Genomic DNA, 24,886 nt, shown 5'->3' with positions numbered 1-24,886 from the left:
CAGCCGCCTTGACTCCCTGGAGTCGGGCGGCCGCTTGGTTTCTGGGCTTGTGGTCAGTCAATGGACGGTGGCGGGGCGGCGATCGGCCTTTTGCACGGGGGCGGCGGGTTGCCGTGGATGGTGATGGCGCCGGGTGATGCGCAATACGCCCCAGAGCATGGCGCCGGCTACGGCCAGCCAGCCCAGGACCAGCATCAGGATCGTTGTCGTCAGGCTCATAAGTGCCTCCTTTCGTGCCCTTGTGGGGCACACACTCTTACTAATCGACAGTCTAGTAGCCTCTGTGTTTCAAGCTATTGACCAATAGTCGAGAGTCTTCGAACACTTCGCTCTATGGTTTTAAATTAACTGCCCCCCGGCGCTATACCCCTGCTCGCGAGAGCCCTATGATCAGGGCCCCAGCCGGGAGCGGGTCGCCCGGCAGCAGATATAGAGAGCGATGATGGTGCGGGTATTTCCTCGATTTCGAGTGGCGCTGCTGGCCGGCGCCTGTGTCCTGGGCCTGGTCGGTTGTGCCGGCAGCGTGCAGCCGCAGTTCAAGCGCCTGCCTGAGCGGGTGGAGCTGAGCAGCGTGCCGTTCTTCCGTGGCGAGATGTACCAGAGCGGGCCGGGGGCCTTGGCCAGCATGCTGTCGCAGCAGGGCATCGTGATCACCCCGGGGTTGCTGGACAAGCCCCTGCATTTGCCGGGAGCCGAGGCCCAGTTGCAGCAAAACATGCAGAAGCTGGCTCGGGAATACGGCATGGTGGTCTACCCCCTGGACGATAACCTGGCGGCCCTGCTGACCCAGGTGGCTGCGGGTTATCCAGTGCTGGTGCGTTTTACCGAAGGCAAGTTCTGGACCGAGCCGCGTTATGCGGTGCTGGCGGGTTACAACCGGGACAAGCAGACGGTGCTGTTGCGCGGTGCCAAGTTGCGTCGGCAGTTGATGGAATTCGGCGAGTTCGAGTCAGCCTGGAAGGATGCCGGTAGCTTCGCGGTGCTGATCCAGGCTCCCGAGCAACTGCCGGCGGGGGTCGATCGCCAGCGTTGGCTGAAGGCGGTCAATGAACTGGCCCAGGCCGGCCAGGAGCAGGCAGCCGCCAGGGCCGGCAAGGCCCTCGACAAACGTTGAGCCTGTAATAACGACAACGGCGCCCGAGGGCGCCGTTGTTGCAGGAGAGAGCTGCGGATCAGTGGGAGGCCTGGGTGGCTCCCACCTGCCGGCTCTTGAGGTTCTTCTCGGCCTTGTAGCGCAGGGCCACATCCGGCACCGAGCCACTCTTGCCGGTTTCTACCCAGTTGCGGATCCGGCTGGCATCGGCGAAGTGGGTGTACTTGCCGAAGGCATCGAGAATCACCAGGGCCACCGGACGATTGCCCATGCTGGTCACCAGCACCAGGCAATGACCGGCCTGGTTGGTGAAGCCGGTCTTGGTGATCTTGATGTCCCATTTTTCCTTGTTCACCAGATGGTCGGTATTGCGAAAGCCCAGGGTGTAGTTGGGCTTGCGGAATGCCACGGTCTTTTCCTTGGTGGTGCTCAGTTCGCTGAGCAGCGGATATTTGCGTGCGGCCAGCAGCAGCTTGCTCAGGTCGCGGGCGGTGGACACGTTATGGATCGACAGGCCGGTGGGCTCCACGTAGCGGGTGTGGGTCATGCCCAGGGACTTGGCCTTGGCGTTCATCGCGGCGATGAAGGCGGCGTAACCACCCGGGTAATGGTGGGCCAGGCTGGCGGCGGCGCGGTTTTCCGAGGACATCAGGGTGATCAGGAGCATTTCATGGCGGCTGAGTTCGCTATTGAGCTTGACTCGGGAGAACACGCCTTTCATTTCCGGGGTATCGCTGATATTGACGGAAATGTATTCGTTCATGGGCTGCTTGGCGTCCAGCACGACCATGGCGGTCATGAGCTTGGTGACCGAGGCGATGGGCACCACGACGTCCGGGTTGCTTGAATAGATGACTTTGTTGGTCTGCAGGTCCAGCAGCAGGGCGCTGCCGGAGGCGATGTGCAATTGTGAAGTGTCTCTTGGCGCCGCGGTGGTTTCGGCGGCGTCGACGCTCTGCGCGACCAGGGTACCGGACACAGCAAACAACAAGCTGAGGATGGAGAGACGAATTTTCACGCTGGTGGACTCGATAGGATGGATACGCCGTCTTGCAACGGGCTTTCTTGGAAAAACGTTACATTTTATGAGTATGGCTGAAGAACTGTCGATTGCTCTTCAGCAGTCAGGCGAAAGCCCTTAAAAACCAAGAAAAAACCCAAGTTTTTGCTGAACGGTAGTATCTGGCCGGTCCCTGGCGCCAGGGAAGGGAGCCTTGAGAACCGCTGGCGATGAGAGCGTCGAGAATAGTGCATTTACGGAATGAAAAAGCCCGCCAATGGCGGGCTTTTTCAAGAACCGGAAAACTCAGCTGTGCAGCGTTTCGGCGGCGTACAGGGTGTTTTCCAGCAGGCAGGCGCGAGTCATGGGGCCTACGCCACCTGGCACCGGCGTAATCCAGCCAGCGCGGGGCAGGGCGGTGTCATACACCACGTCGCCTACCAGCTTGCCGTCTTCCTGGCGGTTGATGCCGACGTCGATGACGATCGCGCCTTCCTTGATCCATTCGCCCTTGACCAGGCCCGGCTTGCCGGCGGCCACGACCACCAGGTCGGCACGGCCGACATGGCCGGCCAGGTCCTTGGTGAAGCGATGGGTCACGGTCACGGTGCAGCCTGCCAGCAACAACTCCATGGCCATGGGGCGGCCGACGATGTTGGATGCGCCTACGACTACCGCATCCATGCCGTACAGGTCGGCACCGGTGCTCTCCAGCAGGGTCATGATGCCCTTGGGGGTGCAGGGGCGCAGCAGCGGGATGCGCTGGGCCAGGCGCCCGACGTTATAAGGATGGAAGCCATCCACGTCCTTGTCCGGGCGGATGCGCTCCAGCAATAGAGAAGAGTCCAGGTGCTCCGGCAGAGGCAGTTGCAGCAGGACGCCATCGATATTCGGGTCATCGTTGAGGCGGTCGATCAGGCCGGCCAGGGCTTCTTGGGTGGTATCGGCCGGTAGATCGTAGGCTTGGGAAAGGAAGCCTACCTCTTCGCAGTCTTTACGCTTGTGCGAGACATAGACCTGGGAGGCCGGGTCGCTGCCGACCAGAATCACCGCAAGACCAGGAGTACGCAGGCCTTGCTGGCGACGCTCGGCGACACGCTTGGCGATCTGCTGGCGCAGGCTAGCGGCGATCGCTTTGCCGTCGATTAGTTGTGCAGTCATGACGCGTGATTAACCATCGAGAGGGAGAGAAAATGAGAACGCATTCTCGCATGTCGGGACGAGAGGGCAAAGGCGCTTGGTCCGTGAATTGCCCTAACTCCTTTAATTAAATGAATTTTTTTTAAAAAAGAGTTGACGACCTAACGGCTCGTCTATAACATTCGTCGCACTTGTCGGGCACAGCCTAGCACTGGTTAAGAAGGTCGGGCAGAGTTGATGTTTAACTCGTAACGACTGAAGCAATTAGTTTGTAGTCATCTAAGAGTACAGATTAATAAGGCGCCCGTAGCTCAGCTGGATAGAGCATCCGCCTTCTAAGCGGATGGTCGCAGGTTCGAGTCCTGCCGGGTGCGCCATTAGGCAGCTTTGGCACAAGTAACGCAATATGGTGGGCGTAGCTCAGTTGGTAGAGCACAGGATTGTGACTCCTGTTGTCGTGGGTTCGATCCCCATCGTCCACCCCATATTCGAAAAGGCGCCAGATTAACAATCTGGCGCCTTTGCTTTAAAAGCTTGTTACGCGGACGTGGTGGAATTGGTAGACACACTGGATTTAGGTTCCAGCGCCGCAAGGTGTAAGAGTTCGAGTCTCTTCGTCCGCACCAATAAAGTAGCTAGTTAATAGCAGATGACGGCGCAGTACCTGAAAAGGTCTGCGCCGTTTTCGTTTCCGGTCTTGGTGGCGCCCCGTGCGCGCGGCGTGCCAGGTGGTGAATGCTCGTGCGGTATTCGCCAGCTTTCCCGGCGATGGCTGCTGTTCGCTGGTGCGTTCGAGGGGCTCGCTCAGGTTCCTTCTATATATAGAAGGGCTGATGCAGAGGCCCTGGTTCGGTTCGTAGTATTTGCTCTCACGGCGGGGCTGGAACCTTTGTCCCCGTCTTCACATTGCTGGCCGCTTTTTACCCGTTTTCAGTAGGGTGACTTCTTGAGTTCGACCCACTAGAATGCATGCCCTTGATTCTGGGGTCGGAAAACGGCCGGCTAATCGTCTGTGCAACGAGGAATATCCATGCAAGTTTCTGTTGAAAATACTTCTGCTCTTGAGCGCCGCATGAGCATCACCGTGCCGGCTGAGCGCATCGAGAGCCAGGTCAACAAGCGTCTGCAGCAGACTGCCCAAAAGGCCAAAATCCCAGGCTTCCGTCCTGGCAAGGTTCCAATGAGCGTGATTCGTCAGCGTTATGAGGCTGATGCACGTCAAGAAGCAGTAGGTGATGTGATCCAGGCTTCCTTCTACGAAGCTGTTGTCGAGCAGAAGCTGAACCCGGCTGGCGCTCCTTCGGTCGAGCCCAAGGTGCTGGAGAAAGGCAAGGACCTGGAATACGTTGCCACTTTCGAAGTGTTCCCGGAGTTCACCGTTGCCGGTTTCGAAGGTATCGCTGTCGAGCGCCTGAGCGCCGAAGTGGCTGATGCCGATCTGGACAACATGCTGGAAATCCTGCGCAAGCAGAACGTTCGTTTCGAAGTGGCCGACCGCGCTGCCCAGAACGATGACCAGCTGAACATTGATTTCGTTGGCAAGATTGACGGCGAAGCCTTCGCTGGCGGTTCGGCCAAGGGTACCCAACTGGTCCTGGGCTCCGGCCGCATGATCCCGGGCTTCGAAGATGGTCTGGTTGGCGCCAAGGCTGGTGAAGAGCGCGTTCTGAACCTGACCTTCCCCGAGAACTACCAGAACCTGGACCTGGCCAACAAGGCTGCCGAGTTCACCGTTACCATCAACAGCGTTTCCGAGCCCAAGCTGCCTGAACTGACCGAAGAGTTCTTCGCTCAATTCGGTATCAAGGAAGCTGGCCTGGATGGTTTCCGTGCCGAAGTTCGCAAGAACATGGAGCGTGAACTGCGTCAGGCCATCAAGTCGAAGGTGAAGAACCAGGTCATGGACGGTCTGCTGGCCGCCAATCCGATCGAAGTGCCGAAGGCTCTGCTGGATAACGAAGTCAACCGTCTGCGCGTTCAGGCTGTTCAGCAATTCGGTGGCAACATCAAGCCTGACCAGCTGCCAGCCGAGCTGTTCGAAGAACAAGCCAAGCGCCGCGTAGTGCTGGGCCTGATCGTTGCTGAAGTGGTCAAGCAATTCGACCTCAAGCCTGACGAAGCACGCGTTCGTGAACTGATCCAGGAAATGGCTTCGGCCTACCAGGAGCCAGAACAAGTCGTGTCCTGGTACTACAAGAACGAGCAGCAACTGAACGAAGTGCGTTCGGTTGTGCTGGAAGAACAAGTTGTGGATACTGTTCTGCAGAAAGCTAGCGTGACCGACAAATCGGTCTCTTACGAAGAAGCGGTCAAGCCGGTAGAAGCACCTCAAGCCGACTGATCCTTTTTTCGTTCGAAGCACACACCATAAGCCAGCCTTCGTGCTGGCTTATGCGTATTCAAGACATGACTATTTGGGAGTGACTGCAGGACATGTCCCGCAATTCTTATTATCAGCAGAGCTCTGACATTCAGGCCGCAGGTGGTCTGGTCCCGATGGTTATCGAGCAGTCCGCCCGTGGCGAGCGTGCCTACGACATCTACTCGCGCCTCCTCAAGGAGCGAGTGATCTTCCTGATTGGCCCGGTAGAGGACTACATGGCCAACCTGGTTGCGGCACAGCTGCTTTTCCTTGAAGCCGAAAACCCGGACAAGGACATCCATCTGTACATCAACTCGCCAGGTGGTTCGGTGACCGCCGGCATGTCGATCTACGACACCATGCAGTTCATCAAGCCTGATGTTTCGACCATTTGCATCGGTCAGGCATGCAGCATGGGCGCATTCCTGCTTGCAGGTGGTGCGGCTGGCAAGCGCCACTGCCTGCCGAACTCGCGCATGATGATCCACCAACCGCTCGGCGGTTTCCAAGGCCAGGCGTCGGATATCGACATCCATGCCAAGGAAATCCTGCACATCCGTTCGCGCCTGAACTCGCTGCTGGCCCATCACACCGGCCAGAGCCTGGAAACCATTGAGCGTGACACTGAGCGCGACAACTTCATGAGCGCCGAGCGCGCGGCGGAGTACGGCCTGATCGACTCCGTGATCAACAAGCGTCAAATGCCCGCCTAAGCAACTTGAATGTAGGCGGCTGGTTTGACCGGTCGCCTGCGGACTTGAAAAAGCCCGCAATTGCCTTCATCTTGTGTTGCAAGCCTATCGGATTTGGATCGATCGAATGACTGACACCCGCAACGGCGAGGACAACGGCAAACTGCTTTATTGCTCCTTCTGTGGCAAAAGCCAGCATGAAGTACGCAAATTGATTGCCGGCCCCTCGGTCTTTATCTGCGACGAGTGCGTCGACCTGTGCAATGACATCATCCGTGAGGAGGTGCAGGAGGCACAGGCCGAGAGCAGCGCGCATAAATTGCCTTCGCCTAAAGAAATCAGCGGCATCCTTGATCAGTATGTGATTGGTCAGGAGCGTGCGAAGAAGGTTCTGGCGGTAGCGGTGTACAACCACTACAAGCGTCTTAACCAGCGTGACAAGAAAAGTGACGATGTCGAGCTCGGCAAGAGCAACATCTTGCTGATCGGCCCTACAGGTTCGGGTAAAACACTGTTGGCCGAAACCCTGGCGCGCCTGTTGAATGTGCCTTTCACCATTGCCGACGCTACCACCCTGACCGAAGCCGGCTATGTGGGTGAGGACGTCGAGAACATCATTCAGAAGCTGCTGCAGAAGTGCGACTACGATGTGGAAAAAGCCCAGATGGGCATTGTCTACATCGACGAAATCGACAAGATTTCCCGCAAGTCCGACAACCCTTCGATTACCCGGGATGTTTCCGGCGAAGGCGTGCAGCAGGCATTGTTGAAGCTGATCGAAGGCACGGTTGCCTCGGTTCCGCCTCAAGGTGGCCGCAAGCATCCCCAGCAGGAGTTCCTGCAGGTCGACACCCGCAACATCCTGTTCATCTGTGGTGGCGCGTTCTCCGGCCTGGAAAAGGTCATCCAGAACCGCTCCACTCGCGGCGGCATCGGCTTCAACGCCGAAGTTCGCAGCAAGGAAGAGGGCAAGAAGGTTGGCGAGTCCCTGCGTGAAGTCGAGCCTGATGATCTGGTCAAGTTCGGCCTGATTCCAGAGTTCGTGGGCCGCCTGCCGGTCCTGGCAACCCTGGACGAGCTGGATGAAGCTGCGCTGATCCAGATTCTCACCGAACCGAAGAACGCCTTGACCAAGCAATACGGCAAGCTGTTCGAGATGGAAGGTGTCGACCTGGAGTTCCGTGCCGACGCACTGAAGGCCGTGGCCAAGCGGGCTCTGGAGCGCAAGACTGGCGCCCGTGGTCTGCGCTCGATTCTCGAAGGCGTACTGCTCGACACTATGTACGAGATCCCCTCGCAGTCCGAGGTGAGTAAAGTAGTGATCGACGAAAGCGTTATTGAAGGCAAGTCCCAGCCACTGTTCATCTATGAAAACAGTGAGCCGACTGCCAAGGCAGCTCCCGACGCGTAAGCTTCGGGCTGTTTGAGTGAAAGAAGGGGCCTTCGGGCCCCTTTGTTTTTAGCGTCTTTGAAACGCTGTCTTTGAGCTTGTTTTTTTTTCAGGCAGCCCCCATCTTGGTTTCACGCTTACTTCCACCTGTTTACGGCCGTATGGCCGCCGTAGAGGCGAAATCATGAAGACAACCATCGAATTGCCTCTCCTGCCATTGCGTGATGTCGTGGTTTATCCGCACATGGTTATCCCGCTGTTCGTGGGGCGCGAGAAGTCGATCGAAGCCCTCGAGGCAGCGATGACGGGCGACAAGCAGATTCTGCTGCTGGCACAGAGAAACCCTGCTGATGACGATCCCGGTGAGGATGCGCTCTATCGCGTAGGTACCATTGCGACTGTGCTGCAGTTGCTCAAATTGCCCGATGGCACTGTCAAGGTGCTGGTCGAGGGTGAGCAGCGCGGCGCTGTCGAGCGCTTCAGCGAAGTGGACGGCCACTGCCGTGCCGAAGTCGCCCTGATTGATGAGGTCGAAGCTCCCGACCGCGAGTCGGAAGTTTTCGTCCGCAGCCTGCTGTCCCAGTTCGAGCAGTATGTACAGCTGGGCAAGAAGGTACCTGCCGAGGTTCTTTCTTCCCTCAACAGTATCGATGAGCCCAGCCGCCTGGTGGATACCATGGCGGCACACATGGCGCTGAAGATCGAGCAGAAGCAGGAAATCCTCGAGATCATCGACCTGTCCGCACGGGTCGAGCATGTCCTGGCCCTGCTGGATGCCGAGATCGATCTGCTGCAAGTGGAGAAGCGCATCCGTGGCCGCGTCAAGAAGCAGATGGAGCGCAGCCAGCGCGAGTACTACCTGAATGAGCAGATGAAGGCCATTCAGAAAGAGCTGGGCGACGGTGACGAAGGCCACAACGAAATCGAAGAGCTGAAGAAGCGCATCGATGCCGCCGGACTGCCGAAGGACGCCATGGCCAAGGCCCAGGCCGAGCTGAACAAGCTCAAGCAGATGTCGCCGATGTCCGCCGAGGCCACCGTGGTTCGCTCCTACATCGACTGGCTGGTGCAGGTGCCGTGGAAGGCCCAGAGCAAGGTGCGCCTGGACCTGGCGCGTGCCGAGGACATCCTCGATGCCGACCACTACGGCCTGGAAGAGGTCAAGGAACGGATCCTCGAATACCTCGCCGTGCAGAAGCGCGTGAAGAAGATTCGTGGCCCGGTACTGTGCCTGGTGGGCCCGCCCGGGGTCGGCAAGACCTCCCTGGCGGAATCGATCGCCAACGCCACCAACCGCAAGTTCGTGCGCATGGCCCTGGGTGGTGTGCGTGACGAAGCGGAAATTCGTGGGCATCGTCGGACCTACATCGGTTCGATGCCGGGAAGATTGATTCAAAAGATGACCAAGGTTGGCGTGCGCAACCCACTGTTCCTGCTCGATGAAATCGACAAGATGGGTAGCGACATGCGCGGCGATCCTGCGTCGGCACTGCTCGAGGTACTGGACCCCGAACAGAACCACAATTTCAACGATCACTACCTGGAGGTCGACTACGACCTGTCCGATGTGATGTTCCTCTGCACCTCCAACTCGATGAACATTCCTCCGGCCCTGCTGGATCGGATGGAAGTGATTCGCCTGCCCGGCTACACCGAGGACGAGAAGATCAACATCGCGGTCAAGTACCTTGCGCCCAAGCAGATCCAGGCCAACGGCCTGAAGAAGGGCGAGCTGGAATTCGACCCGGCGGCGATCCGCGACATCATCCGCTACTACACCCGCGAAGCCGGTGTGCGCGGCCTGGAGCGCCAGATCGCCAAGGTCTGCCGCAAGGCGGTGAAGGAACATGCGATGGAAAAACGCTTCTCGGTGAAGGTCACTTCCGACCTGCTGGAGCATTTCCTCGGCGTGCGCAAATTCCGCTATGGCCTGGCCGAACAGCAGGACCAGATCGGCCAGGTGACCGGTCTGGCATGGACCCAGGTGGGTGGTGAGCTGTTGACCATCGAGGCGGCGGTGGTGCCAGGCAAGGGGCAACTGATCAAGACCGGTTCCCTGGGCGATGTCATGGTCGAATCGATCACTGCAGCGCAGACCGTAGTGCGCAGCCGCGCCAAGAGCCTGGGCATTCCGCTGGATTTCCACGAGAAGCGTGACACCCATATCCACATGCCCGAAGGCGCAACCCCGAAAGACGGTCCAAGCGCGGGCATCGGCATGTGCACGGCACTGGTTTCGGCCCTGACCGGCATTCCGGTACGAGCCGATGTAGCGATGACCGGTGAGATCACTCTGCGTGGTCAGGTATTGGCTATCGGTGGTTTGAAAGAGAAACTACTGGCGGCTCATCGGGGCGGAATCAAGACCGTGATCATTCCTGAAGAGAACGTTCGCGATTTGAAAGAAATTCCTGACAATATCAAGCAGGATCTGCAGATCAAACCAGTTAAATGGATTGACGAAGTCCTGCAAATTGCGCTGCAATACGCGCCGGAGCCCTTGCCGGATGTGGCTCCCGAGATAGTTGCAAAGGACGAAAAACGCGAGTCTGACTCTAAGGAAAGAATTAGCACGCATTAGTACGCATTAGCCTGGGGGGCTTCCTTGACAGCTTTTTAGAGCCCTTGTTATAAAGCGGCTCTTAAATGCCTGTAGGCCATTCAGCACTCGTTTTTGCTTTCACCAAAAAACTTAGAATCATACTCATAGATATATAAGGGGACTTAGAGTGAACAAGTCGGAACTGATTGATGCTATCGCTGCATCTGCTGATCTCCCGAAAGCTGCTGCTGGCCGTGCGCTGGATGCAGTGATCGAATCCGTTACTGGCGCTCTGAAGGCCGGTGACTCTGTTGTGCTGGTTGGTTTCGGTACTTTCTCGGTAACTGATCGTCCAGCTCGTGTTGGTCGTAACCCACAGACCGGCAAGACTCTGGAAATCGCTGCTGCTAAAAAGCCAGGTTTCAAAGCCGGTAAAGCTCTGAAAGAAGCGGTCAACTAAGTTTCTTCAGGGCCTTTGCCCATCCGGGTCGGGGTCATGCCTGATCTGGCAGCGGGGCGCCAGTCGACCGGTGCTACCGGTTCACGTCGAGAGTCGCAGGTCCAGCTCTTGTCCGCTCCGCCAGTTACGAGAAGGCGCATCCTCGGATGCGCCTTTCTTCTATCCGGACTCTACCCACGCTCCACGGTTGCTTGAACAGAAGTACAGCCGTTTCTGGGGGACGCATGCTGCAGAATATCAGGGACAATTCACAAGGCTGGATTGCCAAAACCATCATCGGGGTCATCGTCGCGTTGATGGCGTTGACCGGTTTCGATGCCATTTTCAACGCGACTAGCCATAAACAGGATGCGGCCAAGGTCAACGGCGAGGAGATCACTCAGAACGAGTTGAGCCAGGCCGTCGACATGCAACGCCGCCAGCTGATGCAGCAATTGGGCAAGGACTTCGATGCCTCCCTGCTCGACGAGAAGATGCTGCGTGAAGCGGCCCTGAAAGGGTTGATCGACCGCAAGTTGCTGCTGCAAGGTGCCCAGGACTCCAAGTTCGCCTTCTCCGAAGGTGCCCTGGACCAGGTGATCCTGCAAACGCCGGAATTCCAGGTTGAAGGCAAGTTCAGCCCCGAGCGTTTCGACCAGGTCATTCGCCAGTTGGGCTACAGCCGCATGCAGTTCCGGCAGATGCTCAGCCAGGAAATGCTCATTGGCCAGATCCGCGCCGGCCTGGCTGGCAGCGGTTTCGTCACCGACGCCCAGGTGCTGGCTTTCGCCCGTCTGGAGAAGCAGACCCGCGACTTCGCTTCCCTGACCGTCAAGGCAGATCCGGCAGCCATCAAGCTGACCGATGACGAGGTCAAGGCCTATTACGACCAGCACGCCAAGGAGTTCATGACTCCTGACCAAGTGGTGATCGACTACATCGAGCTGAAGAAAGCCGCGTTCTTCGACCAGGTCAGCGTCAAGGACGAAGACCTGCAGGCGCTCTATCAGAAAGAGATCGGCAACCTGGCCGAGCAGCGCCGTGCCGCGCACATCCTGATCGAAGTCAACGACAAGGTCGATGAAGCCCAGGCCAAGGCCAAGATCGAAGACATTCAGGCTCGCCTGGCCAAGGGTGAGAAGTTCGAGGCGCTGGCCAAGGAGTTCTCCCAGGATCCTGGTTCGGCCAACAACGGCGGTGACCTGGGTTACGCAGGCCCCGGTGTCTACGATCCAGCCTTCGAGAAAGCGCTGTACGCGCTGAGCAAGGACCAGGTCTCCGCCCCGGTACGCAGTGATTTCGGTTTCCACCTGATCAAGCTGCTCGGTGTCGAAGCACCTGAAGTGCCAAGCTTCGCCAGCCTCAAGGACAAGTTGACCCGCGAGCTGAAAGCGCAACAGGTCGAACAGCGTTTCGTGGATGCCACCAAGCAGCTGGAAGACTCGTCGTTCGAAGCCTCCGACCTGGCCCAGCCGGCCCAGGACTTGAAGCTCACCGTGCATACCTCCGCGCCGTTCGGTCGTGAGGGTGGTGATGGTATCGCGGCCAACCGCGCGGTGATCCAGGCGGCTTTCAGTACCGAAGTCCTCGACGAGGGTGCCAACAGCGGTGCCATCGAATTGGATCCGGAAACCGTCGTGGTACTGCGTGCCAAGGAGCACCGCAAGCCCGAGCAACTGCCTCTGGACAGCGTAGCCAGTTCCATTCGCACGCAATTGGCCAAGGAGCACGCCAGTGCTGCGGCCAAGACCAAGGCTGAAGAACTGATCGCCAGCCTGCGTGATGGCAAGGTTGCGCTGAGCAAGCCGGTGGACGGCCAGGACTGGAAAGTGGCGAAAGCCGTTACCCGTGGCCAGGAAGGTATCGATCCGACCGTGCTGCAGGCACTGTTCCGCATGAGCAAGCCTGAGTCCAAGGACAAGCCGAGCTTCACCAGCGTGACCCTGCCTAACGGCAACCTGTTGGTGCTGCAGCTCAACGCGGTCAACGAAGCCACGGCGCCGACCGAGGAAGAGAAGGCCCAGTACCGCCGCTTCCTGGCTTCGCGCCAAGGGCAGCAAGACTTCGCGGCCTACCGCAAGCAACTGGAAAGCCAGGCGGACATCAAGCGCTACTGATGTTCGACTCGCAGTGTTGAACAAGCCCCGGTCGCAAGACCGGGGCTTTTTTTTCGCCTGGCAGAACCCGTGTCGTTGGCAACCGGGCGAAGCAGCAGGACCATCGAAGCCCGGGTGGATACGACACACGGGCTTGGGCCGTGATTGTCTCTGTCACGTCCCAGGCAGCGCCACGATAGTCATGCCCCGCAGACCGACGGAATGCCGGGAGTACGACTTTTATCGGCAAACAGCGGTCATTAGCCTTGCATGACAGTTAAGACATCAATTAGCCGCGCTGTAGGACGTTGATCTGTTGCACAATACGCCCCGGAGCGTTTTCCTCAGGATTTTCGATGTTTAGATCATTTCACCTGCGCGTTGCAGCCGGAGTGTTGCTGTTGTCCGCAGTCGCCGGTTGTTCATCGAACAAGACCGCCATCTACGAGCATGAAAGCTTCGACGATTCCGGCACCTTCTCGCGTAATTACCCCGTCAGCGATGCCGCCTCCTGCGAAGCCGCGCGGCGTGCGTTGCTCAGCCAGGGCTACATCATCACCAGCAATGATCCGAAGCTGGTCAGTGGCCACAAGAGTTTCCAGCAGACCGGCGAGACCCATCTGGAAATCAGCTTCAACGTGGTTTGCGCCAAGGACGGTACCGCTGGGCATCGCTCGACGGTATTCGCCAATGCCCTGCAGGACCGCTACGCCCTGAAGAAGCTGAACAACTCGGCGAGCCTCGGGGTAGGGGTGCTGGGCTCGGTGTCGATGCCCATCGGCTCCACTGACGACTCGATGGTCAAGGTGGCCAGCGAGACCGTGTCGTCCGCCAAGTTCTATGAGCGCTACTTCGCCTTGCTGGAGCTGTTCCTGCCCCAGGAGGCCAAGACCGCAGCGCACATCGAGGAAAAACCCAAGGCCGACCTGGGGGTTCCGGAGAGCAGGCCGGACAACCCAGCCGATTCCAAGCCAGAAGCCAAGCCGGAAACCGCTCCGCAGCCTGCCGCGGCGGCACCGGCACTGGCACCACCGGCAGCCCCGGCTGTCGAGCCGGCGGCTTCCCAGCCGCTGGCGCCGCCGGTGGAGGCGGCGCCCATAGTACCGGCGCCCGTCAGTGAGCCAGCTCCGGCGGGTGAAACCATCACCCCGCCACCAGCCAGTACCCTGCCGCCACCGAGCGAGCCGATCCAGGCCCTGCCTGGCAGCGGCCGCTGAGGTCATAGTGCAAAGGTGTTGCCCGGCGTCGTCTGGGCCGCGCCTGGGCGACTCCTTCCGAGTTATTGCTTCCCTGTCTTGTCGCGCGCTACTGCGTACGCCGTCACTCGTCCTGAAACCCTTGTACGGATTTTCGGTAAATTTCTTACCTGCCGTTACGTTTCAATGGCAGAAAAGTTGACCGAGGGGGTAGTATTTTTTCTGTCATACCGGCAACTTATGCTGGTCCCGACGGTGATCCAGGGCATTCAACCCACGTGCAAAGGAGTCCGCATGGACGAGTATCAAGAGGAACTGCTGGAGTACCAGGCTTTCGAGCTGGACCCTCTAGAGCCAGCAGACGATGCCACCGAGCTGTAAAGCCGGTGGCTTTTTTTTAGCCGAACTGGCGGTGGCTGCGACGAAACTCCCCCGGAGTCTGGCCGTTCCAGCGCTTGAAGGCCCGCTGAAATGCCTCGGCTGAGGCGAACCCCAACAGATAGGCAATCTCGCCGAACGCCAGTTCGGTGTCGCGGATGTAAGTCATGGCCAGGTCGCGCCGGGTGTCGTTGAGAATCGCCCGGAACTGCGTACCTTCCTCGGCCAGCTTGCGGCGCAGGGTCCAGGTCGGCAGCTTCAGGCGCGCCGCCACTTCCTCCAGGTCCGGCTCCCGGCCACCGTTTAGCAAAGGTCCGAGCAGCTGAATGATGCGTTCGCGCAGGCTGCGGGTGCGGGTCAGTTGCTCCAGTTCCCTTTCGCACAACAGCAGCAGGTGGCGCCAGGTACTCGGGCAGTGCTCGGGGTTGCGCAGGGCCAGGCTGGCCTGGTCCAGGCGCAGTTGGTTGCGCTCGGCGCCGAAGTGCACCGTAGCAGGGCCGAGCAGGGCATAGGCTTCGTGGTAGTCGGGCTGTTGGAACTCGATGTCGATCCGTTGCGCATGCAGCGCTTGCCCGGCCAGGTTGGACAGCTGCTGCAACCAGCCGGAGATGATCGAGTCCACCACGAAACGGTTGTAGGCGTTGTATGGGCTGATGGAGTAGAAGCGCAGCCAGGCACCGTCGGCATCCTCGCGGAAGCTCGATTGACCGCGATAGTTGGAGCCGTACAGGGCTTCGAAGCGCGTCAGGCAGCGTGCCGCTTCACGCACGGTGGGCGCCTGGGCGGCGGTGACACCGGCCAGGCCCGCCTGGCTCAGGCGGCTGAGGCGGCCCATGCGCAGCCCCAGGGCCGGATCGCCGGTGAGCTGGATCGCCCCGTGGCCCAGGCGCATGTAGCGCGGGATCGACAGGCGCGCCCCGGCTTCGGCCAGGCGCGCGCTATCCAATCCGTACTGCTCCAGCAGGGGAACAGGGTCCTGGCCATGGCTGCGGACCGCATCCGCCAGGCTATGGACGAAACCCACCGACAGGTCGCCCAGGCGCATCGGTGCGCTTCTCAAGGATCTACAGCCAGAGATTCAGCAGACGGGCGCCACGGCTGCCATCGTCGGCGAAGGTCTGGCCAGCGCTGCTCAGGAAGCTCTGGCCGCTGGTGCCCAGGTCCCAGAACTGGCCACGCAGGAAGACGCTGGCACCGCTGCTGGCCAGGCTCCGGGAGGTACGGCTGGTGAGGGTCAGGTGCTGCCAGGCAGTGCCCTCGCTGGTATTCGGCGCGAGGGCTTCGAGGGCTGCGCTGTGGTCGCCGCGCCAAGGTTGCTCCCAGTGGTCCTTGCCCATGATGAAGGCCGGTACAGCCACCAGCTGTGCCTGCTGTGCGTCGAGCTTGCGGTAGTTCTGCGGATACCAGCTATCGCTGCCGATCAGTACCCCGAGACGTCCGGCCGGGGTTTCGAAGACCTGCGGCGCTGCCTCGGCATCGCCCTGGATATAACCGCTCTCGGAGAGGCTGGGATAGATCTGGCGCTGCGGCTGGCCAATGGGTTGGCCATCGCTGCCGAACACCAGGGCGCTGTTGTACAGGGCGCCAGTACCCACCTGCAGGCTGCCCTGGTTGACGCTGGGGTCGGGGAGCACGATGGAGCCGGCCACCAGGGTCACCTGGAATTCCCGGGCCAGGCCGCCGAACAGCTCCTGGTAATCCCTGGCCATCTGCTGGGCTTTCATCCGCAGGTGGGCGTCGTCCAGCCGGTTGGTGCCCTTGGCGGCAGCCAGGGCCTTGACGAACAGCAGCGGGTTGCTCACCGCCAGCCAGTTCATGGCCTCCTTCAACGTGGTGGCCTGGTACAGCTCGTTCTTCTCGCCACTGACCATCAGCCAGGTACCGATATGTTCCGGCAGCACGACGATGGTCTTGGCATTCACCAAGCCGCGCTCACGAGCCTGCTGCAGGTAAGCCGCGAGCTTACGGTGCAGGCGTGCGCTGCTCTGGTAGTCAGTGGGAAACAGCTCCGGCTGGATCGCCAGCAGGTTGCCGTGGTCGGCGGGCACGCCATGGTCCACCGCCAGCGTGATGCGCAGGTCCGACAGGTAGTGCGCCCCCGGGCGGTCGCGGGTCCAGGCTCCATAGCTGCTGATGGCGGCGACCAGGGCCAGGGCGAGGATGATGTACAGAAGTTTGCGCATGGGAAAACAGTCGACAACCGTGTGCAGGATTCGTCGCCTAGGGTAGGGCGGCAACCGGCGCTTGCCAAGGGCCGCTGTACGTTTGGATCAATAACTTGTCAGTTACGGTCATTGAGCCTACAGCGGGTGTGCTTTTAGTCTTTGCCGCACTACCGACGGAAGCCGCAGAGCTTCCGCACCTACCGTGATAGCCCGATCTGGAGTGACGCCATGGCTGCTGCCCCGTACCCGCATTTGCTGGCCCCCCTCGACCTGGGGTTCACCACCCTGCGCAACCGGACCCTGATGGGCTCCATGCACACTGGCCTGGAAGAAAAGCCTGGCGGCTTCGAGCGCATGGCGGCGTATTTTGCCGAGCGCGCCCGCGGCGGCGTGGGCCTGATGGTCACCGGCGGCATTGGCCCCAACGATGAAGGTGGGGTGTATTCCGGAGCGGCCAAGCTGACTACCGAAGAAGAGGCGCAGAAGCACCTGATCGTGACCCGCGCGGTGCACGAGGCCGGTGGCAAGATCTGCATGCAGATCCTGCACGCCGGGCGTTACGCCTACAGCCCCAAGCAGGTCGCGCCGAGCGCCATCCAGGCGCCGATCAACCCGTTCAAGCCCAAGGAGCTGGACGAGGAGGGCATCGAGAAGCAGATCCGCGACTTCGTCACCTGCTCGACCCTGGCCCAGAAGGCCGAATACGACGGCGTCGAGATCATGGGGTCCGAGGGTTACTTCATCAACCAGTTCCTTGCCGCCCATACCAACCACCGTACCGACCGCTGGGGCGGCAGCTACGAGAACCGCATGCGCCTGCCGCTGGAGATCGTGCGTCGGGTGCGTGAAGCGGTAGGTCCGAACTTCATCATCATCTTCCGCCTGTCGATGCTCGACCTGGTGGAAGGCGGCAGCACCTGGGAAGAGATCGTGCAGCTGGCCCAGGCCATCGAGAAGGCCGGCGCCACCATCATCAACACCGGTATCGGCTGGCACGAAGCGCGCATCCCGACCATCGCCACCAAGGTGCCGCGCGCTGCGTTCAGCAAGGTCACGGCCAAGCTGCGGGGTTCGGTGGGCATCCCGTTGATCACCACCAACCGCATCAATACTCCGGAAGTGGCGGAGCAGATCCTGGCCGAGGGCGATGCCGACATGGTGTCCATGGCCCGGCCGTTCCTGGCCGATCCGGACTTCGTCAACAAGGCCGCCGCCGGCCGTGCCGACGAGATCAATACCTGCATCGGCTGCAACCAGGCCTGCCTGGACCACACCTTCGGCGGCAAGCTGACCAGCTGCCTGGTCAACCCCCGTGCCTGCCACGAAACCGAGCTGAACTACCTGCCGGTCCAGCAGATCAAGAGGATCGCCGTGGTCGGTGCCGGCCCGGCCGGTCTGTCCGCCGCCACCGTGGCCGCCGAGCGTGGGCACCAGGTGACCCTGTTCGATTCGGCCAGCGAGATCGGTGGCCAGTTCAATATCGCCAAGCGCGTGCCGGGCAAGGAGGAGTTCTACGAAACCCTGCGCTACTTCAAGCGCAAGCTGCAGACCAGCCACGTCGAGCTGTGCCTGGATACAAGGGTGGATGTCGAGCAACTGGTGGCCGGCGGGTTCGATGAAATCATCCTCGCCACCGGTATCGCGCCACGGGTGCCGGCGATTCCCGGGGTGGAACACGCCAAGGTCCTGAGCTACCTGGACGTGCTGCTCGAGCGCAAGCCGGTGGGGCAGAAGGTGGCGGTGATCGGTGCTGGCGGCATCGGCTTCGACGTCTCCGAGTTCCTCGTGCACCAGGGCGTGGCTACCAGTCAGGATCGCGAGGCGTTCTGGAAGGAGTGGGGCATCGATACCCGCTTGCAGGCTCGTGGCGGCATCGCCGGGATCAAGGCCGAACCCCATGCGCCGGCGCGCCAGGTGTTCCTGCTGCAGCGCAAGAAGAGCAAGGTCGGTGATGGCCTGGGCAAGACCACGGGCTGGATCCATCGCACTGGCTTGAAGAACAAGCAGGTGCAGATGCTCAACAGCGTCGAGTACCTGAAGATCGACGACGCCGGCCTGCATATCCGCATCGGCGAAGCGGGCGAGTCCCAGGTGCTGCCGGTGGACAACGTGGTGATCTGCGCCGGCCAGGACCCGCTGCGCGAACTGCACGATGGCCTGGTGGCCGCTGGGCAGAACGTGCACCTGATCGGTGGTGCCGACGTGGCGGCCGAGCTGGATGCCAAGCGCGCCATCAACCAGGGTTCGCGCCTGGCTGCCGAACTCTGATCCCTCCGGCCTCGACAGCGGCCCTGTCGCCGCTGTCGAAGGCTGCGCCTGCCCCGCAGGAGCACGGTAATCTTCCATCCCAGCACCTTCCCGTTGGCCTCTGAAGGTACTGCGATTCCTAACCCGCCCCGTAGGGGCTCGGCGATCCTCGGTCCTTACATCTGCCCCTCGCCCCTGAAGGCCCTGCGGTCCTTTGCGCAACCTTCGGCAGCGGCTACACGAAGCTTGTGTCGCTGGGGCACGGCGATCTTGTCCAGGGTTGCTAGAATGCGCGCCCCCCTGTCTGCCGAGTTGCCAGCGATGTCCCTTGCCGAGTCCTTCGATCATTTGCCCCAGGCGCCGCTACAGCGGCTGGAGCTGGATTGGCTGCACCAGGCCGGGGTCGAGGTGGCGGTACTGCGCCTGGACCTGATCGACCCGCTGATCAGCGGCAACAAGTGGTTCAAGCTCAACCACCACCTGCAGGCGGCGCGCCGCCAGGGCGCGCGGGGCATCATCAGCCTAGGCGGCGCTCATTCCAATCACCTGCATGCCCTGGCCGCCGCTGGCCAGCGTTTCGCCTTCGCCACGGTCGGGCTGCTGCGCGGGCAGCGCCAGGACACACCCACCGTGCTCGACCTGGAGCGCTTCGGCATGCAACTGCACTGGCTTGGTTACGGCGGCTACCGGGCGCGCCACCAACCGGGCTTCTGGACACCCTGGCAGGCCCAGTACCCCGATCTGTACCCGGTATCAGAGGGCGGTGGCGGCCTGGCCGGTGCATTGGGCTGCATGCCGCTGCTGGAGCAGGTGCGCTCGCAACTGCCGGCCCTGGGCTGGAGCGATTATCACGGCTGGTGGCTGGCCGCTGGCACTGGCACCACGCTGGCCGGGCTGGTGCTGGCCGAGGCCGGGACGCACCCGGTGCATGGTGCCCTGGCGGTGCCGATGGACCACGGAGTGCCGCAGCAAGTCGCCGGTATCCTGGAGGAAGCCGGCAGGGCGCTCGAAGGTTATGCCTTGCTGGACGCCAGCCGTGGCGGCTTCGCCAAGGTGGATCGGGAGCTGGAGGCGTTCATCGAGCAGACCGAAAAGGCCAGCGGCCTGCCGCTGGAGCCGCTGTACACCGGCAAGGCCCTGCTGGCCCTGCACGAGCAGATCCGGGCCGGGCGCTTCGCCCCGGGTTGTCGGTTGATCTTCGTCCACAGCGGCGGCCTGCAAGGGCGCCGCGGCTTCGCAGGTCAGGCCTGACCGCGCTGGCGCCACATCCGCTGCAGGGTGTTGTCGCGCATCACATAGTGGTGGTAGAGCCCGGCCAGGGCATGCAGGCCGATCAGCCAGTAGCCCAGGGTGCCCAGCAACTCGTGCCAGCCCTGGAGCTGTTTGGCCAGGGCTTTGTCTTCATGCAGCAGCAACGGCAGGTCCAGGCCGTAGAACATCACCTGGTGCCCCTTGGCACTGGTGGTCAGCCAGCCCAGCAGCGGCATGGCGATCATGAACAGGTACAGCGCCCAGTGCATCAGCGTCGCCAGCAGCCTCTGCCATTGTGGTGGCGTGGGCTGGATCCTTGGCGCCACGCCCTGGGCCCGGGCGAACAACCGCAGCCAGACCAGTACGAACACCGTCAGGCCGAGCATGAAGTGGGCTTCGGTGATCAGGGTGCGGCCACCGCTGCCCTTGGGGAAGATGCCGCGAAATTCGATACAGGCGTAGACCACGGCCAGCAGCACCAGCATCAGCCAGTGCAGGGCGATCGTCATGGTGCTATAGCGCGCCTCGGTGTTTTTCCAGGGCATGGGGGCTTCCTCGGTCATCAGGTCTGAAGCCTCCGTTCTTGAGCGACGGAGTGCTTTAACTGTAAGCCGCTTTTTTTAGGTTTGCCTGGCGCACCGGGGGCTTTCGTCGCTTGGGGGTGGTTCTGGTCTCACGTTGATGAAAAAAAACGGCGACTGGTGAAAGTCGCCGTCCTGTCGTTCTTGATCGATGGGCTTATTGTCCCTGGGGCATTTCTCCCCGGGCCAGGCGCTGGTTGATATCGGCGATCACCTGGGGCAGATCGGCAATAGTGTCGATCATGTAGTGCGGGCGCGACGGCTCGAACAGCTTGTGGATACGCTGGCGCTCGCTGGCCAGGGTATCGCTGGCCAAGGCGCGGTAGCCCTCGTAGCTCAGGCCCAGGGCGTTGCCCGAGCAGGTCAGGGCCACGGTCCACATCCCGGCGCGGCGGCCTTCGAGAATCCCCGGCACGGTGTCGTCGATCTTCACGCAGGCGGCGACATCGTCGATGCCCAGTGCGATCACGTTGGCCAGGGCCTGGGCCGGCCAGGGGCGGCCGTTGGGCACTTCGTCGGTAGCCACCACGTGGTCGGCGACATAGCCGTTGGTCGCGGCCAGGGCCACCACCCGGTCCATCACCAGCTTTGGATAACCGGAGCAGGAACCGATCTTGATGCCTTGCTCACGCAGCTTGGCAATGACCTCCAAAGCCCCGGGGATCAGGGCCGAGTGCTCGGCGATCTTCTCGATCTGCAACGGCATGAAGCGCTCGTAGATGGCGGTGACGTCGGCGTCGGTCGGGGTGCGGCCGAAAGCCTTGCGGTAGCGCTCGGCCACTTGCGGCAGGTCGCACAGGGTGCGGATATGGTCCCACTTGCCCATGCCCATCGGGCCGCGGGCTTCTTCGATGGAGACCTGGACATCGAACTCGGCGAAGGCCTCGACGAAGATCTGGGTCGGAGCGAAGGAGCCGAAATCGACCACGGTGCCGGCCCAGTCGAGGATCGCGGCTTGCAGTTGGTTGGGGTTGGTGTAGTTCATCGTTCAAGGACCTGTACAAGAGGCGAGGACGGCCGTGCCCGGCGGGCACGGTGATGGGGCGATCAGATATCCAGTACTTCCATTTCCCGCAGCACCTGGGCCACGGCAGCGACCGCGGCCTGCATGCCGGCGCGGTCGACGTGGCCGATGCAGCCGACGCGGAAGGTCTCGACCTGGGTCAGCTTGCCCGGGTAGAGGATGAAACCCTTGGCCTTGACCCGTTCGTAGAAGTCCTTGAACTGGTAGCGCGGGTCTTGTGGGGCGTGGAAGGTAACGATGATCGGCGCCTGGATCGCCGCTGGCAGGAAGCTGCGCAGGCCCAACTCGCCCATGCCTTGCAACAGGGCCTGGCAGTTGTCGCTGTAGCGTGCCAGGCGTGCCGGCAGGCCGCCTTCCTCGTTGTATTGCAGCAAGGCTTCGTGTAGCGCAGCCACCACATGGGTCGGCGGGGTGAAACGCCACTGGCCGGTCTTGGCCATGTAGGCGTGCTGGTCGTGCAGGTCCATGGCCAGGGAATGGGCGTTGCCCGCCGCCTGGGCCAGGGACTCCTTGCGAGCGAAGACGAAGCCCATGCCAGGCACGCCTTCCAGGCACTTGCCGGACGCGGCGATCAGCGCATCGAAGGCGATCTCGCGGGCATCGATGGGCAAGGCGCCGAAGGAACTCATGGCGTCGATGATCAGGCGCTTGCCGTGGCGGGCGACCACCTGGGCGATCTCCGGCAGCGGATTGAGGATGCCGGTGCTGGTCTCGCAGTGGATCAGCGCCACGTGGCTGATGGACGGGTCGGCCAGCAGCAGGCGCTCGACATCGGCGGCGGTAGTGGGCTCGTCCTCAGCGGTTTCGAAGGTACTGAAGTCACGGCCGAGCACTTCGCAGATCTTCGCCAGGCGCTTGCCGTAGGCGCCATTGATCAGCACCAGGACCTTGCCGTCCCGCGGCACCAGGGTGCCGATGGCGGCCTCCACGGCGAAGGTGCCGCTGCCCTGCAGGGGTACGCAATGATGGCTGTCGGCGCCGTTGACGATGGCCAGCAATTGCGTGCACAGGCTGGCGGTCAGCTGGTTGAACCGTTCATCCCAGGAGCCCCAGTCCACCAGCATCGCCCGGCGAGTACGGGCGGAAGTGGTCAGGGGGCCGGGGGTAAGCAGGATTGGCTCGGCGATGCTCATGCTGTGTCCTCGAAGATGATGGGAGTTAGGGTCTGTTGCCGTTTCGACGCAAACCGCGTTGCCGCGCAACCCGAAGGGACGGGCCGGTTTTAGCGCGGCGCGTCGTTACTCGACGGCTCATTTGGACGGCCAAACCTCGCGTCTCTTGCCTAGCCCCGCGCTAAAACTGGCTCCGGCGCGGTCGCGGCGAAATGGCAACAGACCCTAGCTACGGCAACTAAATTGCAATTTGCCTTGCCATCAATCAAATTGTTTGTTGTTATGCCTGCCATAAGTGGGGCCGATAGATATGAATTTGTTCCAACTGCGTGCGTTCGATGCCGTGGCCCGTGAAGGCAGCTTCACTCGGGCTGCCGGACGCCTGTTCATCAGCCAACCGGCGGTCACCGGGCACATCAAGGCCCTGGAGGAGCACTACCAGATCACCCTGCTGCGGCGTACTGCCCGACGGGTGGAGCTGACCGAGGAGGGCACCAAGCTGGCGGCCATCACCCGCGCCATGTTCGGCCTCGCCGAAGAAGCCCAGGCCATGCTCGAGGCCAACCGCCAGCTCTTGACCGGGCGCCTGGAAGTAGCGGCGGACGGTCCGCACCTGGTCATGCCGATGCTGGCCAGCCTGCGCGAGCGTTATCCGGGGGTGACCGTCAACCTGCGCCTGGGCAACGCCCAGGAGACCCTGGCAGCGCTGCTCTCGGAGCATGCCGACGTGGCGGTGCTGACCGAGGTCGAGGAGCGCAAGGGCCTGCACCTGCAGAGCCTCGGGCAGTCGCGGATGTGCGCCCTGGTGCCCCAGGGCCATGAATGGCTGGAGCTGGCCGAAGGCATCGCCATCGAGCAACTGGACCAGGTGATCATGGTGCTGCGCGAGCCCAGCTCCATCACCCGCCGCACCTTCGACGAGGCGTGCACCCTGGCCAAGGTGCAGCCCCGGGTGCTGCTGGAGCTGGACAGTCGTGAGGCGGTGACCGAGGCGGTGGCCGCGCACCTGGGGGTCGGGATCGTCAGCTCGCAGGAAGTGGGCCACGACCCACGGGTGCGGGTGGTACCGATTCGTGGCGCGGGCCTGGTCAACCAGCACATGATCGGCTGCCTGGAGCGGCGCCGGGAGCTGCGGCTGATCCAGGCCTTCATCGGTCTGGCCCCGCAAGCCCGGTAGCCGCTGGCGCAGGCTGTGTACGGCTGCGTAGCAGACGCGGCGCTGGAGGTTCCAGGGCAAGGTCCTGCGGACCTTCGCGCAGCCTCGCCGTGGCTCGACAGCGGCTACGGGTGGGACTGTTGGTTGTCGAGCACCAGGTCGAGGAAGGTGGCGACGATCCGCCGCGAACGCTGTTCGCGCAGGCACACCAGGGTCTCGGTCATGCGCTGCTGGCAGTCGACGATAGGCAGGGCGCAGATCCGCGAGTCGGCACCGAACTCCGCCGCCGACACCACGCCCACGCCGATACCCGCCACCACCGCCTCGCGCGCCGCTTCCCGGCCTTCGACCTGGATCGCCGGGCGGATTCGCAGCCCGGCACGGTGCATTTCCGCCTCCACGATCTGGCGCGTCACCGAGCCGGTTTCCCGCAGCACCATGGGCGTATCGTCGAGATCGGCCAGGCAGATGGACTGGCGCTCGGCCCAGGGATGATTGCGCGAGACGAACGCCACCATCGGGTCATTGCACAGGGTCAGCGACCACAGGCGTTCGTCGTCCACCTCGCGTCCCAGCAGGGCCAGGTCGGCCTGGTAGCTGAACAGACGCAGCAGGGATTCGTCGGTGTTGCCGGTCTCGATGCGCACGTTGATCCCCGGATACAACTGGCAGAAGCGAGCGACCTGCGCCAGCACGTGCACTGGCGCATCCACTGCCAGCACCAGGCTGCCGGTCTGCAGGGCCTGGGAGTCCTGCAACAGTTCCTTGGCTTCCGCTTCCGCGACGAACAGGCGCTGGGTGATGGCCAGTAACCGCTGCCCGAGGTCGGTGAGCTGCACCGAGCGCTTGTTGCGATGGAACAGCAGGACGCCAAAACGCTCCTCCAGCTTGCGCACCTGGTCCGAGACGGCCGGTTGGGTCAGGTACAGGCGCTCGGCGGCCCGGGTGAAGCTGCCGTGCACGGCCACGGCATGGAAGGCTTTCAACTGCGCATGGGAAACCGACATGACGACGACCTCTTA

20 protein-coding genes and 3 tRNA genes are annotated in these 24,886 nt (G+C 61.7%); 14 read left to right on the top strand and 9 right to left on the bottom strand.

The window, feature by feature from the left end:
• Positions 1 to 57: 57 nt before the first annotated feature.
• Entirely contained in the window at positions 58 to 219 is a 162-nt protein-coding gene (locus tag GDH07_RS32405) for a hypothetical protein (RefSeq protein ID WP_164485036.1), read from the bottom strand.
• Between the two features lie 223 nt (positions 220 to 442).
• Between GDH07_RS32405 and GDH07_RS26875 the strand changes: the two genes are divergently transcribed.
• Positions 443 to 1,114, top strand: a complete 672-nt coding sequence (locus tag GDH07_RS26875) for a peptidase C39 family protein (RefSeq protein WP_053137537.1) — start codon at positions 443 to 445, stop codon at positions 1,112 to 1,114.
• 58 nt (positions 1,115 to 1,172) lie between these two features.
• Here GDH07_RS26875 and pbpG read toward each other — a convergent pair whose 3' ends face one another.
• Both pbpG and folD read right to left on the bottom strand, forming a co-directional pair.
• Positions 1,173 to 2,111: a D-alanyl-D-alanine endopeptidase gene (gene pbpG, locus GDH07_RS26870; protein WP_031320183.1), complete on the bottom strand. Its 939-nt coding sequence runs from the start codon at positions 2,109 to 2,111 to the stop codon at positions 1,173 to 1,175.
• A gap of 288 nt (positions 2,112 to 2,399) precedes the next feature.
• Positions 2,400 to 3,254 carry a bifunctional methylenetetrahydrofolate dehydrogenase/methenyltetrahydrofolate cyclohydrolase FolD gene (gene folD / locus GDH07_RS26865; RefSeq protein WP_022639734.1) on the bottom strand — a complete coding sequence of 285 codons (855 nt, stop codon included), beginning with the start codon at positions 3,252 to 3,254 and terminating at the stop codon, positions 2,400 to 2,402.
• 279 nt (positions 3,255 to 3,533) lie between these two features.
• Between folD and GDH07_RS26860 the strand changes: the two genes are divergently transcribed.
• The 10 genes from GDH07_RS26860 to GDH07_RS26815 all read left to right on the top strand — a co-directional run bounded on the left by GDH07_RS26860 (position 3,534) and on the right by GDH07_RS26815 (position 13,971).
• Positions 3,534 to 3,610 (top strand) — tRNA-Arg (locus GDH07_RS26860).
• A gap of 32 nt (positions 3,611 to 3,642) precedes the next feature.
• Positions 3,643 to 3,718: transfer RNA gene (locus GDH07_RS26855), tRNA-His, on the top strand.
• 56 nt (positions 3,719 to 3,774) lie between these two features.
• Positions 3,775 to 3,859, top strand: a tRNA-Leu gene (locus tag GDH07_RS26850).
• Between the two features lie 404 nt (positions 3,860 to 4,263).
• The gene (gene tig / locus GDH07_RS26845) at positions 4,264 to 5,574 is read left to right on the top strand and encodes a trigger factor (protein ID WP_152899419.1); all 1,311 of its coding nucleotides are present in this window, start codon (positions 4,264 to 4,266) and stop codon (positions 5,572 to 5,574) included.
• A gap of 92 nt (positions 5,575 to 5,666) precedes the next feature.
• On the top strand, positions 5,667 to 6,308 hold the full coding sequence (gene clpP / locus GDH07_RS26840) for an ATP-dependent Clp endopeptidase proteolytic subunit ClpP (protein WP_016965272.1): 642 nt from the start codon (positions 5,667 to 5,669) through the stop codon (positions 6,306 to 6,308).
• A 106-nt stretch (positions 6,309 to 6,414) separates the two neighbouring features.
• Positions 6,415 to 7,698 carry an ATP-dependent Clp protease ATP-binding subunit ClpX gene (clpX, locus tag GDH07_RS26835; protein WP_022639717.1) on the top strand — a complete coding sequence of 428 codons (1,284 nt, stop codon included), beginning with the start codon at positions 6,415 to 6,417 and terminating at the stop codon, positions 7,696 to 7,698.
• Between the two features lie 163 nt (positions 7,699 to 7,861).
• Positions 7,862 to 10,258, top strand: coding sequence for an endopeptidase La (lon, locus tag GDH07_RS26830; protein WP_053136738.1), 2,397 nt, complete (start codon positions 7,862 to 7,864; stop codon positions 10,256 to 10,258).
• A 148-nt stretch (positions 10,259 to 10,406) separates the two neighbouring features.
• On the top strand, positions 10,407 to 10,679 hold the full coding sequence (locus tag GDH07_RS26825; protein ID WP_022639715.1) for an HU family DNA-binding protein: 273 nt from the start codon (positions 10,407 to 10,409) through the stop codon (positions 10,677 to 10,679).
• A 224-nt stretch (positions 10,680 to 10,903) separates the two neighbouring features.
• Positions 10,904 to 12,775 (top strand): SurA N-terminal domain-containing protein, encoded by a 1,872-nt coding sequence (locus GDH07_RS26820; protein ID WP_152899418.1) that lies wholly within the window; start codon positions 10,904 to 10,906, stop codon positions 12,773 to 12,775.
• A 335-nt stretch (positions 12,776 to 13,110) separates the two neighbouring features.
• Positions 13,111 to 13,971 carry a DUF2242 domain-containing protein gene (locus GDH07_RS26815; protein WP_152899417.1) on the top strand — a complete coding sequence of 287 codons (861 nt, stop codon included), beginning with the start codon at positions 13,111 to 13,113 and terminating at the stop codon, positions 13,969 to 13,971.
• Positions 13,972 to 14,347: 376 nt separating this feature from the next.
• Here the strand turns inward: GDH07_RS26815 and GDH07_RS26810 are convergent, their stop codons facing one another.
• Together GDH07_RS26810 and GDH07_RS26805 are read right to left on the bottom strand one after the other, a co-directional pair.
• On the bottom strand, positions 14,348 to 15,388 hold the full coding sequence (locus GDH07_RS26810) for an AraC family transcriptional regulator (RefSeq protein ID WP_152899416.1): 1,041 nt from the start codon (positions 15,386 to 15,388) through the stop codon (positions 14,348 to 14,350).
• Positions 15,389 to 15,392: 4 nt separating this feature from the next.
• Positions 15,393 to 16,511 carry a carbon-nitrogen hydrolase family protein gene (locus GDH07_RS26805; RefSeq protein ID WP_152899415.1) on the bottom strand — a complete coding sequence of 373 codons (1,119 nt, stop codon included), beginning with the start codon at positions 16,509 to 16,511 and terminating at the stop codon, positions 15,393 to 15,395.
• A 210-nt stretch (positions 16,512 to 16,721) separates the two neighbouring features.
• Here GDH07_RS26805 and GDH07_RS26800 point away from each other — a divergent pair, with 210 nt between their 5' ends.
• Together GDH07_RS26800 and GDH07_RS26795 are read left to right on the top strand one after the other, a co-directional pair.
• Positions 16,722 to 18,761, top strand: a complete 2,040-nt coding sequence (locus tag GDH07_RS26800; protein ID WP_152899414.1) for an oxidoreductase — start codon at positions 16,722 to 16,724, stop codon at positions 18,759 to 18,761.
• A 300-nt stretch (positions 18,762 to 19,061) separates the two neighbouring features.
• Positions 19,062 to 19,991 (top strand): 1-aminocyclopropane-1-carboxylate deaminase/D-cysteine desulfhydrase, encoded by a 930-nt coding sequence (locus GDH07_RS26795; protein WP_152899495.1) that lies wholly within the window; start codon positions 19,062 to 19,064, stop codon positions 19,989 to 19,991.
• Here the strand turns inward: GDH07_RS26795 and GDH07_RS26790 are convergent.
• The 3 genes from GDH07_RS26790 to GDH07_RS26780 form a co-directional block, all read right to left on the bottom strand.
• Positions 19,982 to 20,536 carry a cytochrome b gene (locus GDH07_RS26790; RefSeq protein ID WP_085598635.1) on the bottom strand — a complete coding sequence of 185 codons (555 nt, stop codon included), beginning with the start codon at positions 20,534 to 20,536 and terminating at the stop codon, positions 19,982 to 19,984. The two genes, GDH07_RS26795 and GDH07_RS26790, sit on opposite strands and share 10 nt — an antisense overlap.
• A gap of 193 nt (positions 20,537 to 20,729) precedes the next feature.
• Positions 20,730 to 21,557 carry a phosphonoacetaldehyde hydrolase gene (phnX, locus tag GDH07_RS26785; protein ID WP_053136721.1) on the bottom strand — a complete coding sequence of 276 codons (828 nt, stop codon included), beginning with the start codon at positions 21,555 to 21,557 and terminating at the stop codon, positions 20,730 to 20,732.
• 62 nt (positions 21,558 to 21,619) lie between these two features.
• On the bottom strand, positions 21,620 to 22,729 hold the full coding sequence (locus GDH07_RS26780; protein ID WP_085598463.1) for a 2-aminoethylphosphonate--pyruvate transaminase: 1,110 nt from the start codon (positions 22,727 to 22,729) through the stop codon (positions 21,620 to 21,622).
• Positions 22,730 to 23,018: 289 nt separating this feature from the next.
• Between GDH07_RS26780 and GDH07_RS26775 the strand changes: the two genes are divergently transcribed.
• Complete coding sequence (locus GDH07_RS26775) at positions 23,019 to 23,885, top strand: LysR substrate-binding domain-containing protein (protein ID WP_152899413.1); 867 nt, start codon at positions 23,019 to 23,021, stop codon at positions 23,883 to 23,885.
• Between the two features lie 104 nt (positions 23,886 to 23,989).
• Here GDH07_RS26775 and GDH07_RS26770 read toward each other — a convergent pair whose 3' ends face one another.
• Positions 23,990 to 24,871 (bottom strand): LysR substrate-binding domain-containing protein, encoded by an 882-nt coding sequence (locus tag GDH07_RS26770; protein ID WP_085598467.1) that lies wholly within the window; start codon positions 24,869 to 24,871, stop codon positions 23,990 to 23,992.
• Positions 24,872 to 24,886 lie beyond the last annotated feature (15 nt).

Origin of the sequence: Pseudomonas piscis, from assembly GCF_009380155.1 — a bacterium.
Taxonomy (GTDB): domain Bacteria; phylum Pseudomonadota; class Gammaproteobacteria; order Pseudomonadales; family Pseudomonadaceae; genus Aquipseudomonas; species Aquipseudomonas piscis.
The sequence above is the reverse complement of the archived record's forward strand: the minus strand, read 5'-3'. Positions and strand labels throughout refer to the sequence as shown.

What these genes read in the sequence shown, in the direction of transcription:
- GDH07_RS32405 (WP_164485036.1), bottom strand. Translation starts at nt 219, where the DNA reads ATGAGCCTGACGACAACGATCCTGATGCTGGTCCTGGGCTGGCTGGCC.
- GDH07_RS26875 (WP_053137537.1), top strand. Translation starts at nt 443, where the DNA reads ATGGTGCGGGTATTTCCTCGATTTCGAGTGGCGCTGCTGGCCGGCGCC.
- folD (WP_022639734.1), bottom strand. Translation starts at nt 3,254, where the DNA reads ATGACTGCACAACTAATCGACGGCAAAGCGATCGCCGCTAGCCTGCGC.
- tig (WP_152899419.1), top strand. Translation starts at nt 4,264, where the DNA reads ATGCAAGTTTCTGTTGAAAATACTTCTGCTCTTGAGCGCCGCATGAGC.
- clpP (WP_016965272.1), top strand. Translation starts at nt 5,667, where the DNA reads ATGTCCCGCAATTCTTATTATCAGCAGAGCTCTGACATTCAGGCCGCA.
- clpX (WP_022639717.1), top strand. Translation starts at nt 6,415, where the DNA reads ATGACTGACACCCGCAACGGCGAGGACAACGGCAAACTGCTTTATTGC.
- lon (WP_053136738.1), top strand. Translation starts at nt 7,862, where the DNA reads ATGAAGACAACCATCGAATTGCCTCTCCTGCCATTGCGTGATGTCGTG.
- GDH07_RS26820 (WP_152899418.1), top strand. Translation starts at nt 10,904, where the DNA reads ATGCTGCAGAATATCAGGGACAATTCACAAGGCTGGATTGCCAAAACC.
- GDH07_RS26815 (WP_152899417.1), top strand. Translation starts at nt 13,111, where the DNA reads ATGTTTAGATCATTTCACCTGCGCGTTGCAGCCGGAGTGTTGCTGTTG.
- GDH07_RS26805 (WP_152899415.1), bottom strand. Translation starts at nt 16,511, where the DNA reads ATGCGCAAACTTCTGTACATCATCCTCGCCCTGGCCCTGGTCGCCGCC.
- GDH07_RS26800 (WP_152899414.1), top strand. Translation starts at nt 16,722, where the DNA reads ATGGCTGCTGCCCCGTACCCGCATTTGCTGGCCCCCCTCGACCTGGGG.
- GDH07_RS26795 (WP_152899495.1), top strand. Translation starts at nt 19,062, where the DNA reads ATGTCCCTTGCCGAGTCCTTCGATCATTTGCCCCAGGCGCCGCTACAG.
- GDH07_RS26790 (WP_085598635.1), bottom strand. Translation starts at nt 20,536, where the DNA reads ATGCCCTGGAAAAACACCGAGGCGCGCTATAGCACCATGACGATCGCC.
- phnX (WP_053136721.1), bottom strand. Translation starts at nt 21,557, where the DNA reads ATGAACTACACCAACCCCAACCAACTGCAAGCCGCGATCCTCGACTGG.
- GDH07_RS26780 (WP_085598463.1), bottom strand. Translation starts at nt 22,729, where the DNA reads ATGAGCATCGCCGAGCCAATCCTGCTTACCCCCGGCCCCCTGACCACT.
- GDH07_RS26775 (WP_152899413.1), top strand. Translation starts at nt 23,019, where the DNA reads ATGAATTTGTTCCAACTGCGTGCGTTCGATGCCGTGGCCCGTGAAGGC.
- GDH07_RS26770 (WP_085598467.1), bottom strand. Translation starts at nt 24,871, where the DNA reads ATGTCGGTTTCCCATGCGCAGTTGAAAGCCTTCCATGCCGTGGCCGTG.